Source organism: Erythrobacter sp. BLCC-B19, assembly GCF_028621955.1.
In the GTDB taxonomy this organism is placed as follows: domain Bacteria; phylum Pseudomonadota; class Alphaproteobacteria; order Sphingomonadales; family Sphingomonadaceae; genus Erythrobacter.
Map to the genome: position 1 here is coordinate 1,584,946 of NZ_CP117516.1, position 14,596 is coordinate 1,599,541.

A 14,596-nucleotide genomic window follows, 5' to 3' on the forward strand; every position below is an offset into this window, starting at 1 on the left:
CGCGCGATTGATACCCCGATTGACACGGGCGGGGGGCTACCCCAAGTCGCGGGCCACCATGAACGCCGTCCCGCCCGTCTCCCCGGTCTACCGTGTCCCCCACCCCCTGCCGCTCGACAGCGGGCAGGTGCTGGAAGGCTGCGAGATCGCCTATGAGACCTATGGCACCCTCGCCCCCGACGCGTCGAACGCGGTGCTGGTGTGCCACGCGCTGACCGGCGACCAATATCTCGCCAGCCCCCACCCGATCACCGGCAAGCCCGGCTGGTGGGAACGGATGGTCGGGCCGGGCAAGCCGATCGATACGGACCGCCACTTCGTGATCTGCGCCAACGTGATCGGCAGCTGCATGGGATCGAGCGGCCCCGCAAGCCTTGCGCCCGACGGCCAGCCCTATGCCATGCGCTTCCCCGTCATCACCATCCGCGACATGGTGCGGGGGCTGGTGGCGCTGCTGGATGGCCTCGGGATCGAACGCTTGCACGCCGTGGTTGGCGGATCGATGGGCGGGATGCAGGCGTTGAGCCTCGCCGCCAACTGGCCCGAGCGCGCGGCGCGGGTGCTGGTGATCGCCTCCACCGCGCGCCATTCGGCGCAGAACATCGCCTTCCACGAGGTCGGGCGGCAGGCGATCATGGCCGATCCGGCGTGGGCCGAGGGCGACTACTACGACGCCGACGCCAAGCCCGACAACGGCCTCGCCGTCGCGCGGATGGCGGCGCACATCACCTACCTGTCGGAAGCGGGGCTGACCGAGAAATTCGGCCGGCGGTTGCAGGATCGTGAGGCCAAGGGCTTCGGCTTCGATGCCGAGTTTCAGGTGGAAAGCTACCTGCGCTATCAGGGCAGCGGCTTCACCCGGCGGTTCGACGCCAACTCCTACCTCTACATCACCCGTGCGATGGACTATTTCGATATTGCCGAGGAACACGGCGGCAAGCTCGCCAATGCCTTCCGGGGCACCGAGGCGCGGTTCTGCATCGTCAGCTTCGATACCGACTGGCTCTATCCCACCGCCGAAAGCCGCCATATCGTCCACGCGCTGAACGCGGCCGGGGCGAAGGTGAGCTTCGTGGAACTGAGCGCGCCGCACGGGCACGACAGCTTCCTGCTGGAACACGACCAGCTTGACCGCGTGGTGAAGGGGTTTGTGGAATGAGCGCGCGCCAATCCTCCCTGCGCCCTGACCTCGCGGCCATTGCCGCCCATGTTTCACCCGGCAGCCGGGTGCTCGACATCGGCTGCGGCGACGGCGCGCTGATGGCCGAGCTGGAGAGCGCGAGCGGCTGCGATGCGCGCGGGATGGAACTCGACGGCGAACTGGTCGAGCGCTGCGTGGCGCGCGGCCTCAGCGTGGTGCAGGGCGATGCCAATCTCGACCTCGCCAACTACCCCGACAAGGCGTTCGATTACGCGATCCTGAGCCAAACCTTGCAGACCGCGACGCGGCCTGACCTGATGCTCGATGAATTGCTGCGCGTGGGGCGGCGGGCCTTCGTCTCCTTCCCCAACTTCGCTCACTGGCGCACGCGGGCGGCGCTGATGTTCGGCGGGCGGATGCCGGTGACCCGCGCGCTGCCGGTGAGCTGGTACGAGACGCAGAACATCCACCACGTCACGGTCGAGGACTTCCGCGACCTCGCCCGTATGAAGGGCGCGAAGGTCGAACGCGCGTGGTTTTTCTCGAATGAAAAGCAAATCGGCGCACCAGCAGCTAACTGGCGCGCCGAATTCGCGGTGTTTGAATTAAGTAGGTGAGATCAGCCCGCGCGGTGCAGCATGCACAGCTTGTGGCCGTCGAGATCGAGCACATAGCCGAGGTTCAGCGTGCCCATCGCGCCGACGCGCGGCCCCGGCGGGTCTTCGATCGACTTGCCGCCCGCGGCGACAGCGGCGTCATGGAAGGCCTGCACCTGCTCAAGGCTGTCGCAGGCAAAGCCGATGGTCGATCCGTTCGAGGCGGTTGCGGGCTGGTTGTTGATCGGCTCGCTGATCGAGAACATCCCGCCATTGTGCATCCAGAAGGCGCGGCGGTGGCCGGTGGCGGCAACGTTGATGTTGCCGGGTTTCGCGCCGAGCGTGGCGAGCACGGCGTCATAGAACGCCTTCGCCTTGTCGAAATCGCTCGTGCCGAGCATGATGTGACTGAACATGAAAGTTCCTCTCCTCAGGTAAGGTGAGTTGCGGATTAGGACGGATTTTCGCCCCCGGCAATCAGCAAATGGGGCGAGAAAGCTGTAGCCAGAGGTTCATCCGCGCGGGCATAGGACAAGCCATGGTCACGCCCGTTCTCGCCGTCCTGTTGGCGCTGCAAGCCGCAGCACCCGATGTCGCTCCTGCTCCCGCAGACCCGGCGGCTCCGGCTGTCTCGCTCGACGCCCTGCCGCTCGAGCAGGCTGCCACCGCGCGCTGCGCCATTGCCTTTGCCACCGTCAGCCGCTGGCAGAAATCGGGCGATACGCGCGGGAGCGCCTATCCCGACATGGAAACCACCGGCGGGCGCGAGTTCTTCGTTCAGGCGATGGCCAAGCTGATGGATGACGCGGGCCTCACCCGCGAGGATGTCATGACGCTCTCGTTTGAAGAGGTTGAGCGCAACGAAACCGCCGAGGGGACTGAGCGGGTCGCTGCCATGATGCCGGCCTGCGTCTTGATGAAGTCGGCCGCAGGGCTGTAATCGCACCGACATATCCCCGCGTCCCGCGCGGGCCGTGCTGGATTCATGCCGCCAAACAAGGCATGGAAACAGGCACCATGTGGTTGCTTTATCAATTCCCCCTGTGCCCTTTCAGCCGCAAGATCCGGCTGCTGCTGAGCGAGAAGAACATCCCCTTCGATCTCGCCCGCGAAGACCCGTGGGCGGCGTCCGATCTGTTCTTCAACCTCAATCCGGCCGGGCGCACCCCGGTGATCGTCAATGAGGAAAAGGGCATCACCATCCCCGATAGCCGCGCGATTGCGGAATATTTCGAGGAGACGGTCGACCGCAACCCGATGATCAACGGCACCGCTGCCCAGCGCGCGGAAATCCGCCGTCTGGTCGCCCTGTTCGACGAGAATTTCTACGCCGATGTCACCGCGCCCTTGCTGTCGGAACGCATGAAGAAGCGCATCCTGCGCCAGCCGCCCGACAGCGGCGCGCTGCGCAATGCGATGAAGATGGCGCACGGGCATCTCGACTATCTCGACTGGCTGATCGACAACCGCCCCTGGGTGGCGGGGTCGACCATGAGCCTCGCTGACCTCGCGGCGGCGGCGCAGATATCGGTTGCGGATTACCTCGGCGGGATCGACTGGGCGGGGCATGAACAGTCACGCGGCTGGTATGCCGTGTTCAAGAGCCGCCCGAGCTTCCGCCCGCTGCTGACCGAGCGGATGGACGTGATCAAGCCGCCCGCGCATTACGCGTTGCTGGATTCTTGATATCCGCACGCCCTCCGGCGTGCGAAATCCTCGCTCCCTTCGGTCGCTGCGGGCGGCCGGTCGGCCTTGCGGTTCATCTGCGATGAACCGATATAGTGCTGGTCAGAGAGGATAGACCATGACCGACGATCCCCGCACGATCACCGACGCCGAATGGCGCGAAAAGCTGACCCCGATGCAGTATCACATCCTGCGCGAGGCGGGGACGGAGCGCGCCTTCACCGGCGAATACGACAAGTTCTACGACGAGGGCGAATACCACTGCGCCGCTTGCGGCACGCAGCTGTTCTATTCCACCGCCAAGTACAATTCCGGCTGCGGCTGGCCCGCCTTCACCCGCCCCGCCACGGACGAGGTGATCGAGGAACACCGCGATGTCAGTTACGGCATGATCCGCACCGAAGTGCGTTGCGGCAAGTGCGGCAGTCACCTTGGCCACGTCTTCCCCGATGGCCCGCCCGAACAGGGCGGCTTGCGCTATTGCATCAATTCGGCGGCGCTGATCTTCACCCCAGCCGAGGATTGAGACGCCCTGCCGCCATGCCGGGGGAGAGCCGCGTAAAGCCGGGTTCACCCGCGGTTACAACTTGCCTATGCATGGGCGCGCGTTCCTGCCCCCTCGGGGCGGGCATGAGATAGGCACGAAGCAATGTCGAAACGGGGTGAGCAGTTGCAGAATAAGGGCGCGCGCGGGGGACGGCGGGCTGCGACGGAGCGTTCGGCAGCGCCCGATCCCGGTGGTTCCGGGCCGCCCCCCCCACGTTGGCGGTTGTGGCTGAAGCGCGCGTTCGTGTGGGGCGGCGCGCTGGCTTTGCTCGGGGTCGTGGTGCTGGCCGTAGCGGTCGGCTTTGCGGCCTCGTCTCTGCCCGATTATGCCACCTTGCAGGCGACCCAGCCGGGCCAGACCATCGTCATCCGCGCGCGTGACGGGCGCGAGCTGGTCGAGATCGGGCCGAGCTTCGGCGAATGGCTGACCTACGACGAAATTCCCGAGAACATGACCAATGCGATGGTCGCCGTGGAAGACAAGCGCTTCCGTTCCCACTTCGGGGTCGATCCGGTGCGTCTCACCGGGGCGCTGATCGAAGGGGTGACCGGCAGCCGCGCGCGTCTGGGCGGCACCTCGACCATCACCCAGCAGCTGGCGCGCAACCTGTTCCTCAACAACAACCGCTCGCTTGACCGCAAGGCGCGCGAAGCGGTGCTGGCGATGGCGCTGGAATGGAAGTTCTCGAAGGAACAGATCCTCGAGCTCTATCTCAACAAGGTCTATTTCGGCGGCGGCGCCTACGGGATCGATTCGGCGAGCCGGAAATTCTTCAGCCACCCCGCCAATGAGCTCAGCGTCGAGGAGGCGGCGATCATCGCCGGGCTGGTCAAGGCGCCCAGCCAGTATTCGCCCACGGCTGACGTTCAGGCCGCCATAGGCCGCGCTCAGGTGGTGCTGGGACTGATGCAGGAGCAGGGCTACATCACCCCTGCCGAGGCCAAGGTCGATGTCAGCGCGGTGCAGCTGAAGGAGCAGGCCGGGCAGAATTCGGTGCGCTATTTCACCGACTGGGTGCTGCCGCAGCTCGATATCATCCTGCCCGAAACCTATGAACCGATCGAGGTGTGGACGACGCTCGACATCGGAATGCAGCGCGCCGCCACCGCCGCGATCGAGGCGAACACCCCCAAGGGGGCGCAGGGCGCGCTGGTCAGTCTTGACCGCGACGGGGCGATCCTCGCGATGGTGGGCGGCACGGATTACGTCGCCAGCAACTACAACCGCGCGACCGCCGCGATGCGCCAGCCGGGCTCGGCGTGGAAGCTGTTCGTCTATCTCGCCGCGCTCGAAGCCGGCTACAAGCCCGAGGACAAGGTCACCGACACCCCGGTGACGATTGACGGCTGGAGCCCGCGCAACGCCAATGGCCGCAATGTCGGTGAGACCGACCTGCGCACCGCCTTTGCCTATTCGATCAACACCGTCGCAGCCCAGCTCGGCAACGAGGTCGGGTTCGGCACGGTCGCCTCGATGGCGCGGCGGTTCGGGGTCAATTCCAAGATCGACACCTATCCTTCCATGGTGCTCGGATCGTCCGAAGTGCGGGTGATCGAGATGGTGCAGGCCTTCGCCGGGATTTCCGCCAAGGGCGTGGCGGTCGAGCCTTATGGCATAACCAAGGTCACCGGGGCCAGCGGCGAGGTGCTCTATCGCCGGGAGAACCCGGGCAAGTCGCCCGCCGTGCCCGATTACGTGGTCGCCGGGATTACCGATCTGCTGCAGGCCGCCGTCCAGACCGGCACCGGACGCGCCGCTGACATCGGCCGGCCCGTGGCGGGCAAGACCGGCACCACCTCCTCGAACAAGGACGGCTGGTTCATCGGCTTTTCGAGCGGCATCACCACCGGTGTGTGGATGGGCCGCGACGATGCCAAGGCGGTGCCGGGCCTCCAGGGCGGGCGCGCGCCGGCACAGGCTTTTGCCGCCTATATGCGCTTTGCGGTGAAGAGCCGCCCGGTCGAACAATTCGACGTCACGCTCGAACTGCCGGAATGGCAGCTTGAGCCGGACGAGGAGGCGATGTTCGGGAGCCCTGAGGACTATTACTACATCGACGAACAGGGCAACATGGTGCAGCCCGGCCAGCGCGAAGGGGGCACTGATCCCTTCGGGCCCGATGCGCCGCCTGCGGCCAGTCAGGATTTCCTCGAGGAAGCGACCGGCGGCTCGCTGCCGCAAAACCAGCAGCGCCCCCCGCGTGAGCCGCGCCGCGCGCCGCCCCAGACGGTGCCCGCCAAGCCGCCCGAGCAATAGGCCGCTTCAAGAGGGGGCCATGAAAAAAGGGCGCCGGGATTGCTCCCGGCGCCCTTTTTGTTTGCCCTATGCGGGCCGCTTACTTGGTGATCCGCACCGCGATGAAGGCGGGCGGGGTGGTGCGGCGCTGGACGCGCAGCAGGATCGCCTCGCGGTTTTCGGCCACAGCGGCGTTGACCTGCGCCAGCAGCGCCTCGACCGAAGCGGTCGGCTGGTAGTTGGCCGACAGGATGATGTCCCCGCGCCGCAGACCCTTGCGCGCGGCATCGCCATTGGGGTCGACCGCAGCGATCACCACGCCCTGCGTATCGGCCGGAATCCCGAGCGAGCGGGCCACGGCCGCGTTCATCGGCATCACCTGCATCCCGAGCTTCTGCTCGATCGTGCTGTCCGAGGTGCCCGGTGCCATCGGCTCTTCGGATTCGGGGTCGAAGGTCTGTGCCTGTGCCTGCAATTCGGCCTCGCTCGGGCGCTTGCCGAGCGTGACGTTGAGCTTCACCGGCTTGCCCTCACGCAGCACCTCGACCGGGATCGTGGTGCCCGGCTGGATGTTGGCCACCAGGAAGGAGACGGTCTGTTCGCTGGTGACATCCTTGCCGTTGACCCGGGTCAGGATGTCGCCCGACTTCAGGCCACCCTTGCTGGCGGGGCTGCCGTCCTCGACCACCTGCGCCAGCTCGCCACGCTTCTTGGGCAGGCCGAGCGAGAGCGCCAGATCCTCGTCAACCGGCTGGAGCCGCACGCCGAGATAGCCGCGCTGGATTTCCTGACCCGAGCGCAGCTTCTCCACGATCGGTGCGGCGATTTCGGCAGGGATCGCAAAACCGATCCCGACGCTGCCGCCCGAGGGCGAGAAGATCGCGTTGTTGATGCCGATCACGTTGCCGCGCATATCGAACAGCGGGCCGCCGGAATTGCCGCGGTTGATGCTGGCGTCGGTCTGGAGATAGCGGTCATAGGCGCCGCCCTGGCCGGTGTTGCGATAGACCGCCGAGATGATCCCGCTGGTCACCGTCCCGCCAAGGCCGAAGGGGTTGCCGATCGCCACCACCCAGTCGCCGACACGCGCGGCGCTGGAATCGCCGAACTTGACGAAGGGGAAGGTCTTGCTCGACCGGATCTTGAGCACCGCCAGGTCGGATGCCGCGTCGGCTCCGACCAAATCGGCTTCGTATTCGGTGCCGTCGGGCAGGGTGACTGTGATCGATTCAAGCTTCGCGCGGGTATCGGGCGGGCTGATCACGTGGTTGTTGGTGACGACATAGCCGTCAGCCGAAATGATGAAGCCCGAACCCAGCGACTGCGCTTCGCGGGTTTGCGGCTGGCCTCCGCCGCGGCGGTTGAACAGTTCGGCAAAGGGCGTGCCGGCGAAGGGGTTGTTGGCAACCTCGACGCGCTGGCGGGTCGAGATGTTGACCACCGCCGGCTGAAGCTGCGCGGTAAGGTCGGCAAAGCTGGCGGGCGCGCCTGCGACCGGCACCACCCGGTTCATCACCGAATCGTCGTTCTGGGCCACCTGCGCGCCAAGCGGCGAACCGGTGATCAGCGAGATGGCAGCGCCGCCCACCAGCAGCGCGCTCGACAGTCCGTATACATAGCGCACGTTGTTCACGTCCTCTTGGTCCTTATCCTTTGGCGGAATGCGCGGGGGTTGCCCCGCGTTCCTGAAACCGTTTGCATCGGCCCGCCCGAAGCCGGGTCATGGCGTCCCAATTGCGCCTCCGGGGGCTGAACGCTGATTGAACATCCGCACCGTTCAGCGCCGCCTGTCGGCGCTTTGTCGAATGGTCAGCGTTCACCCTTGAACTGGCGGAAATACTCGCTGTCCTCCGACAGCACCATCGTGCTCTGCCCCTGACCGTTGAGGAAGGTCTGGCGGTAGCTCTGCATGGCGCGGTAGAAATCGTAGAACTTCGGGTCTTTCCCATAGGCCTCGGCATAGATGCGGGCCGCGGCGGCGCTGGCTTCGGCCTGGATGATCTGCGCATCGCGCTGGCCTTCGGCGCGGATCTTGGCGGCGTCTTCCTCGCGCCCTGTCTTCATCCGGGTGAAGGCCGCATCGAGCGGGCCGCCTTCGGGCAGGTCAGCGCCCTTGATCCGCACATCGAGCACCTGCGCGCCATAATTGCGCGCCTGCTTGTCGAGCGTCTCGGTGATGTTCGACATCGCTGTCCCGCGCTCGGCCTTGATCAGCGCCTCGAACGGGCGCCGCCCCAACTCCTGCCGCAGCACCGAGGTGAGGATCGGCAGCAGCTGTGCTTCAAGCTGGCGCTCGCTGCCGGCCTTTTCGACCAGCTTGACCGGATCGATGATGCGGTAGCGCGCATAGGCATCGACCTGGAGGCGCTTCTGGTCGTTGGAGAGCACCTGGGTGCGCTCCATGTCGAGATCGAGCACCCGGCGGTCGATCATCCGCACTTCTTCCACGAAGGGAATGCGCGGCGCGATCCCGGCCCCGGTCGAGCCATAGGGCGCATCGGGGCGGAAGCGGTTGATGACGCGCACCGGTTCCCCGGTGCGGATCACCACCGCCTGATGGGTCTCGGGCACGATCACCGTGCTCGACAGCACGGCGACCAGCGCGACGATCCCCGCGATCACCAGCGTCTTGGTGTTGGCAAGCAGCGCGTCCATCAGCCTACTCCCCCTGCTGCGAGGGCTGCTGTTGCTGGGCCCGGCGGCGGACTTCAGGCAACGGCAGGTAGGGCGTGACATTGCCGGATTCGACAATCGTCTTGTCGGTCTTGGACAGAATCTGCTCCATGGTATCGTAATAGAGGCGGCGCCGCGTCACTTCGGGCGCGAGCTTGTATTCGGCGTAGATGTCGTTGAACTCGCGGGCATCGCCCTGCGCACGGGCGAGCAACTGCTGGGCCACGGCCTGCGCCCGGTTGACCGCCGCGTCAGCATCCTGCTGCGCCGAGGACACGTCCTTGAAGGCTTCCTCGACCGCAGCGGGCGGATCGACCTTGTCGATTTCGATCCCCTGCACGCTGATCCCCGAACGATAGGCATCAAGCCGTGCCTGCATCGCGGCGCGCACGTCCTGTTCGATCTCGGCCCGGCCCGCGCCGGTCAGCACCGCATCCAGATCCTGCCGCGCCACCGCCGCGCGCATCGCCGCCTCGCCGATTTCCAGCAGGGCGTTGCGCGGGTCGTTGAGCTGGTACTTGTAGAGCGCCAGATCCGAGATGTTCCAGCGGATCAGGTAGCTGAGATCGACGAGGTTCTGGTCGCCGGTCAGGATCAGCTTTTCGGCCTTGGTGCCGGGCACTTCCTCAAGCCGCACCTGGGTCACGTTTTCCTTCTCGACCATGTGCAGCGGCCAGGGGGCAGTGATGTTGGTGCCGCTGTCGAGCGTGGTGTAATACTTGCCGCCCAGCCAGGTGACGACTGCCTGTTCGCCGGGCTGGATGAAGTGGAAGCTTGAGACCAGCACCCACACCGTTGCCAGCCCGCCAATGATCACCGGCACCCAGCTCTTGCCGCCCGGACGTTCCGGCAGGCGGAAGGTCGGCCCGCCGCCGGTGCCGCCGCCGCCTGCGCGGCGCGGGCCTTCGGGGCCGCGGTTCTTGAAGATGTCCTCGATGCTGGCCGAGCGCCGCTTGCCGGGCTCGCTGCCGCCGGGCAGCCACGGATTGCGCGGGCCATCGCCCTTGCCCCCTGCGCCGCCATCAGCGCCGCCATCACCTGGCACGCCATCATCGCCCGGGCCGTCACCCCCGCCCGAGCCGCCCCAAGGGTTATTCTTGCCAGCCATGGCAAGGCCCTTGAGGCCAGCACCAAGACGTTCTTTCCAACCGACCATTCTTTGCATGGCCTGTTTATAGGCACGCGTTTCGGCGAAAAACAGGGGTTCGCTGCGTGAATTTGGTGTTAGAGGCGTGCCGTCATGGACAAGTCAGACGTTTCGCCCCACCAGCCCCCGCGTGATCCGGCCGCCGAAGAGGCGCTGATCCGGGCCGCGCTCAGCCCCGAAATCAACCACCGCCTGCGCTCTGCGCGGATTGTCGCGCGGCGCGCGGTGATTGTGGCTGAGGCCGGCGATCTGTCCGACACCGGCCGCGCCGAGCTGGAGGCGGCGATCACCGCCGCGCTTTCTGCGCTGCCCGAAGTGGACGAGGTGCGCATCGCGCTGACCGGAGAACGCCGCCGCCGCCGCCTCATCGCGGTGGGGAGCGGCAAGGGCGGGGTCGGCAAGTCGACGCTGACCACCAATCTCGCGGTCGCGTTGGCGAAGATGGGCCGCCGCGTCGGCGTGATCGACGGCGACATCTACGGCCCCTCGCAGCCCAAGCTGCTCAAGACCGAAGGGATCAAGCCGACCGCCACGCCCGATGGCGCGCAGCTGGTGGCGATCGACAGCCCCTATGGCGTCAAGGTGCTCTCGATGGGGCACATCGTCGCGCCGGGCAAGGCGCTGGCGTGGCGCGGGCCGATGACGGGCAAGGCGCTCTCGCAGCTGATCGATGCCGACTGGGGCGAGACCGATCTCTTGCTGGTCGACCTGCCGCCTGGGACGGGCGATGTGCAACTCTCGATGCTCTCGGCCCACAAGCCCGATGGCGCGGTGCTCGTGTCGACCCCGCAGGACCTCGCGCTGATCGACGCTGCCCGCGCCGGGCAATTGTTCGAACAGGGCGAGGTGCCGATCATCGGGCTGGTCGAGAACATGGCGGGCTATTGCTGCCCCGAATGCGGCCACATCAGCGATCCCTTCGGCAGCGGCGGGGTGGAGAAATTCGCCGCTGCGCTGGAGATCCCCTTCCTCGGCCGGGTGCCGCTGACGCTGGCGACGCGGATCGCGGGCGACAAGGGCGAGCCGCCGGCGGCAGGCGAGGACGAGACCGCCGCGCCCTTCATGGCGATTGCGGCAGGGCTGGCGCGCTGGCTCGATACGGGGAAGCTCTAGGGGATGCAGGTCACGCGGCGCGGATTGCTGGTCGGGGCGGCTGCGGGCGGCGGGCTGGTGGTCGCCTGGTGGCTGATGCCGCGCGCCTACCGCACGCCGCTGGTGGCAGCGAGCGGCGAGCACGTTTTCGGCGCGTGGATCAAGATTGCCAGTGACGGGGTGGTGACGGTTGCCGTCCCGCAGCTCGAGATGGGGCAAGGGATCACCACGCTGCTGCCGCAGATCGTTGCCTATGAACTCGGGGCCGACTGGCGGCAGGTTGCGGTTGAACCGGCGCCGCTTTCGGGGGCTTATGCCAATCTCCCGCTGGCCAAGAAGTGGATGGCGCTGTGGGATCCGAGCTTCGCCGGGCTCTCGGCTGCGACCGACGATCTGATCGCGGCCCGCTTTGCCGGAAGCCAGCGCTTTACGGCGACGGCGGCGGGCACCTCGCTGGAAGCCTATGAGATGCCCTGCCGCGAAGCCGCCGCTGCCGCGCGCGCCATGCTGGCGCAGGAGGCCGCCTCGCGCTGGGGCGTCGGCTGGGAGGAATGTGAGGTCGAGGGCGGCTTCGTGCGCCATGGCGACAAGCGCGCGGGCTTTGGTGAACTGGCCGAGGCCGCCGCCGACTACACGCCCCCTGACCCGCCCCCCTTGCGGCCCGAGCCTCCGCGCGAAAAGCCCTTGCCCGCCGATGTCGACGCCGCGCCCGCTTTCCCGCGCATCGACCTGCCGTCCAAGGTCGATGGCTCCTACCGCTTTGCGGGCGACGTCCGCCTGCCGGGCATGGTGTTCGCCTCGATCCGCCACGGCCCCGTTGATGGTTCGGAGCTGGGCCAATACGACAAGGCGGCGGCAGGCAGCGTCCGAGGCCTTGCCGGGATCGTCGAAAGCAAGCGCTGGCTGGCGGTAGCCGCAGACACATGGTGGAGCGCCGAGGCTGCGCTCAACGCGATGAAACCGCGCTTCAAGACGACGGCGCCCGCCAACAGCGTCGATATTGCCGCGCGGCTCGATACGCTGCTGACGTCCGGTGAGGGGCAGGTCATCGCCGAGACCGGCTATGGCGGCGATGCGCTCCAGCGGGTCGATATCGGGCGGCGCTATGAGGTCGAGCCGGCCTATGCCATGCCGGTCGAAAGCGCGACCGCGACGGCGCGCTATATCGACGGGCGGCTTGATCTGTGGATCGCGACCCAGGCGCCCGAACAGGCGCGTATCGCTGCAGCCCGTGCGATCGGGATCGCCACCGAGGATGTCGCGCTCTACCCGATGCCCGCAGGCGGCAGCTTCGATGCCCGGCTGGAGCATGATCACGCCATCGAAATCGCCCAGATCGCGCGCGAGCTGGATCGCCCGGTGCAACTCACCTGGCCCCGCCGCGACGAAGTGATCCGCGCCCGCCCGCGCGCGCCCTACTGGATGCTGCTCGGCGCGCAGCTGGCCAAGGGCGGTCAGGGACAGATCGACGCGATGCGCATCCGTATCGCCACGCCGCCCGGCGCGCTGGAATTCGGCAAGCGCCTGTTCGGCAATCTCACCAGCATGGCAGCGATCCGCGAGACCGAAGGCGAGGCCGATCCGCTCGCCTGCGAGGGCGCGGTGCCGCCCTACCAGCTGCCCGCCGTGATGGTCGAGCATATCCCCGCAGCCATCGGCCTGCCGGTCGGGCGGGTGCGCGGCAATGCCCACGGGCCGACGATCTTCGCCATCGAAAGCTTCATCGACGAAATCGCTGCCAAATCGAAGCGCGAGCCGCTGTCGTTCCGGATGTCGATGCTCGGAAGCGATGTGCGCCTCGCCGCCTGCCTCCAGCGCGCGGCGAGCCTTGCCGGATGGGATGGCGGCGCCGACCAGAGCGGGCAGGGGCTTGCCTGCGCCCGCATCGGCGAAGGGCCGGAAGCCGCGCGCATCGCCTGCGTTGCCACCGCAAGGCAGGGCGAGGGCGGGGTGCGTGTCATCCGCCTCTCGGTCGCCGCCGATATCGGCCGGATCGTCAATCACGACATCGCCCGCCAGCAGATCGAGGGCGGGCTGGTGTTCGGCATCGGCATTGCGCTGGGCAATCCGGTGCGGCTGCGCGGCGGGCTGCCCGAAGCGGTCGATCCTGCCGCGCTCGGCCTGCCGACGCTGGCGGAATGTCCCGAGATGCGGATCGAATTCCTCGCCAGCGAAGCCCCGCCTGCCGATCCCGGCGAGCTGGGCGCTGTCGTCGCCCCGCCAGCGATTGCCAATGCGCTCTATTCGGCGACCGGCTTGCGCCTGCGCCGCCTGCCCCTACTTTCGGACGGCATATGATCCCGACATTTTTGCAACATGAAACCGCGCCAATCGCGGGCGTGCGGAAACCAAACGCCTGCCAACCGTTAGGCGGGCTATGACCTGGCAGACCCAGCGCCTTCCGGGCGACCATCCTCCTGTGCGCAGCGGCAAGATCGGCGTGCTGCTGATCAACCTCGGCACGCCCGACGGGCCTGACCCGGAATCGGTCAAGCGCTACCTGAAGCAGTTCCTCTCGGACACGCGGGTGGTGGAGATCCCGCCGATCGCCTGGCAGCTGATCCTGCGCGGGATCATCCTCAACACCCGCCCCCAGAAAAGCGCCAAGGCCTATCAGAAGATCTGGACGGAGCGCGGCTCGCCGCTCGCCGACATCACCGCGCGGCAGGCCGAGGCGATGGTGGGCCGCTTCGGCGAGAGCGTGCAGGTCGAATGGGCGATGCGTTACGGCAATCCCTCGATCGAAAGCCGCCTCACCGCGCTGATGGCCGACGGCTGCGACCGCATCCTCGTCGCCCCGATGTATCCGCAATATTGCGCCGCGACGACCGCGACCGTGTTCGACGAGATCGCCCGCGTGCTCGGCAAGATGCGCTGGCAGCCCGCCTTGCGCTTCGTGCCCCCCTATCACGACGATCCCAATTACCTCACCGCGCTCGCCGAGGATCTGACCCGGCAGGTGCGCGCGCTGAAGTTCAAGCCCGAGGTGATGCTGCTCAGCTTCCACGGAATGCCGCAGCAGACGCTGGAGAAGGGCGATCCCTATTACTGCCACTGCATGAAGACCGCCCGCCTGCTGCGCGAGATGCTGGAGACGCGGCCCGAATTCGCGGGCGTGCGGTTCGAGACCACCTTCCAGTCGCGCTTCGGCCCCGCCGCATGGCTCGAACCCTCGACCGATGCGACGCTGATCGCGGAAGGCGGCAAGGGCACCAAGCGCCTCGTGGTCGCCGCCCCCGGTTTTGCCGCCGATTGCGTCGAGACGCTGGAGGAACTGGCGATCGAGGGCCGCGAGGAATTCTGCGAGGCAGGCGGCGAGGATTACGCCGTGCTCGAATGCCTCAACACCTCGGATCACGGCCTCGCGATGATCGAGGCGATGCTGCGGCGCGAGCTGGGCGGATGGATTTGACGCTGTGGAAACTTGCGCGAAACTTTCACTAGGGTAAGTTGCGAATCCGAACCTGATAACCGGAGCA

Annotated in this window: 13 protein-coding genes; 9 read left to right on the forward strand and 4 right to left on the reverse strand. The window is 67.0% G+C overall.

From position 1 onward, the window contains the following. Positions 1–58 precede the first annotated feature (58 nt). Both metX and metW read left to right on the forward strand, forming a co-directional pair. On the forward strand, positions 59–1,159 hold the full coding sequence (metX, locus tag PS060_RS07420) for a homoserine O-acetyltransferase MetX (protein WP_273986564.1): 1,101 nt from the start codon (positions 59–61) through the stop codon (positions 1,157–1,159). Continuing rightward, positions 1,156–1,758 (forward strand): methionine biosynthesis protein MetW, encoded by a 603-nt coding sequence (gene metW, locus PS060_RS07425; RefSeq protein ID WP_273986565.1) that lies wholly within the window; start codon positions 1,156–1,158, stop codon positions 1,756–1,758. The genes metX and metW overlap by 4 nt, the downstream gene beginning before the upstream one ends. 2 nt (positions 1,759–1,760) lie before the next feature. Here metW and PS060_RS07430 read toward each other — a convergent pair whose 3' ends face one another. After that, positions 1,761–2,153: a VOC family protein gene (locus PS060_RS07430; RefSeq protein WP_273986566.1), complete on the reverse strand. Its 393-nt coding sequence runs from the start codon at positions 2,151–2,153 to the stop codon at positions 1,761–1,763. Between the two features lie 122 nt (positions 2,154–2,275). Here PS060_RS07430 and PS060_RS07435 point away from each other — a divergent pair, with 122 nt between their 5' ends. The 4 genes from PS060_RS07435 (at position 2,276) to PS060_RS07450 (ending at position 6,226) form a co-directional block, all read left to right on the forward strand. Beyond that, positions 2,276–2,677, forward strand: coding sequence for a hypothetical protein (locus tag PS060_RS07435; RefSeq protein ID WP_273986567.1), 402 nt, complete (start codon positions 2,276–2,278; stop codon positions 2,675–2,677). Positions 2,678–2,754: 77 nt separating this feature from the next. Then, positions 2,755–3,423, forward strand: a complete 669-nt coding sequence (locus tag PS060_RS07440; RefSeq protein ID WP_273986569.1) for a glutathione S-transferase family protein — start codon at positions 2,755–2,757, stop codon at positions 3,421–3,423. A gap of 118 nt (positions 3,424–3,541) precedes the next feature. Continuing rightward, positions 3,542–3,949, forward strand: coding sequence for a peptide-methionine (R)-S-oxide reductase MsrB (msrB, locus tag PS060_RS07445; RefSeq protein ID WP_273986570.1), 408 nt, complete (start codon positions 3,542–3,544; stop codon positions 3,947–3,949). Between the two features lie 123 nt (positions 3,950–4,072). After that, positions 4,073–6,226, forward strand: a complete 2,154-nt coding sequence (locus PS060_RS07450) for a transglycosylase domain-containing protein (protein ID WP_273986571.1) — start codon at positions 4,073–4,075, stop codon at positions 6,224–6,226. A gap of 79 nt (positions 6,227–6,305) precedes the next feature. Here the strand turns inward: PS060_RS07450 and PS060_RS07455 are convergent, their stop codons facing one another. The 3 genes from PS060_RS07455 to hflK form a co-directional block, all read right to left on the reverse strand. Then, positions 6,306–7,838 carry a Do family serine endopeptidase gene (locus tag PS060_RS07455; RefSeq protein ID WP_273986572.1) on the reverse strand — a complete coding sequence of 511 codons (1,533 nt, stop codon included), beginning with the start codon at positions 7,836–7,838 and terminating at the stop codon, positions 6,306–6,308. A 176-nt stretch (positions 7,839–8,014) separates the two neighbouring features. Beyond that, a complete protein-coding gene (gene hflC, locus PS060_RS07460; protein ID WP_273986573.1) occupies positions 8,015–8,860 on the reverse strand; it encodes a protease modulator HflC in 846 nt (281 codons plus the stop codon). 4 nt (positions 8,861–8,864) lie between these two features. Beyond that, positions 8,865–9,986: a protease modulator HflK gene (hflK, locus tag PS060_RS07465; RefSeq protein WP_273986576.1), complete on the reverse strand. Its 1,122-nt coding sequence runs from the start codon at positions 9,984–9,986 to the stop codon at positions 8,865–8,867. Positions 9,987–10,118: 132 nt separating this feature from the next. Here hflK and PS060_RS07470 point away from each other — a divergent pair, with 132 nt between their 5' ends. The 3 genes from PS060_RS07470 to hemH all read left to right on the forward strand — a co-directional run bounded on the left by PS060_RS07470 (position 10,119) and on the right by hemH (position 14,529). Beyond that, positions 10,119–11,138, forward strand: a complete 1,020-nt coding sequence (locus PS060_RS07470; protein ID WP_273986577.1) for an Mrp/NBP35 family ATP-binding protein — start codon at positions 10,119–10,121, stop codon at positions 11,136–11,138. 3 nt (positions 11,139–11,141) lie between these two features. Continuing rightward, entirely contained in the window at positions 11,142–13,415 is a 2,274-nt protein-coding gene (locus tag PS060_RS07475; RefSeq protein ID WP_273986578.1) for a molybdopterin cofactor-binding domain-containing protein, read from the forward strand. 79 nt (positions 13,416–13,494) lie between these two features. Continuing rightward, the gene (gene hemH, locus PS060_RS07480; protein ID WP_273986579.1) at positions 13,495–14,529 is read left to right on the forward strand and encodes a ferrochelatase; all 1,035 of its coding nucleotides are present in this window, start codon (positions 13,495–13,497) and stop codon (positions 14,527–14,529) included. The last annotated feature ends 67 nt before the right edge of the window (positions 14,530–14,596 follow it).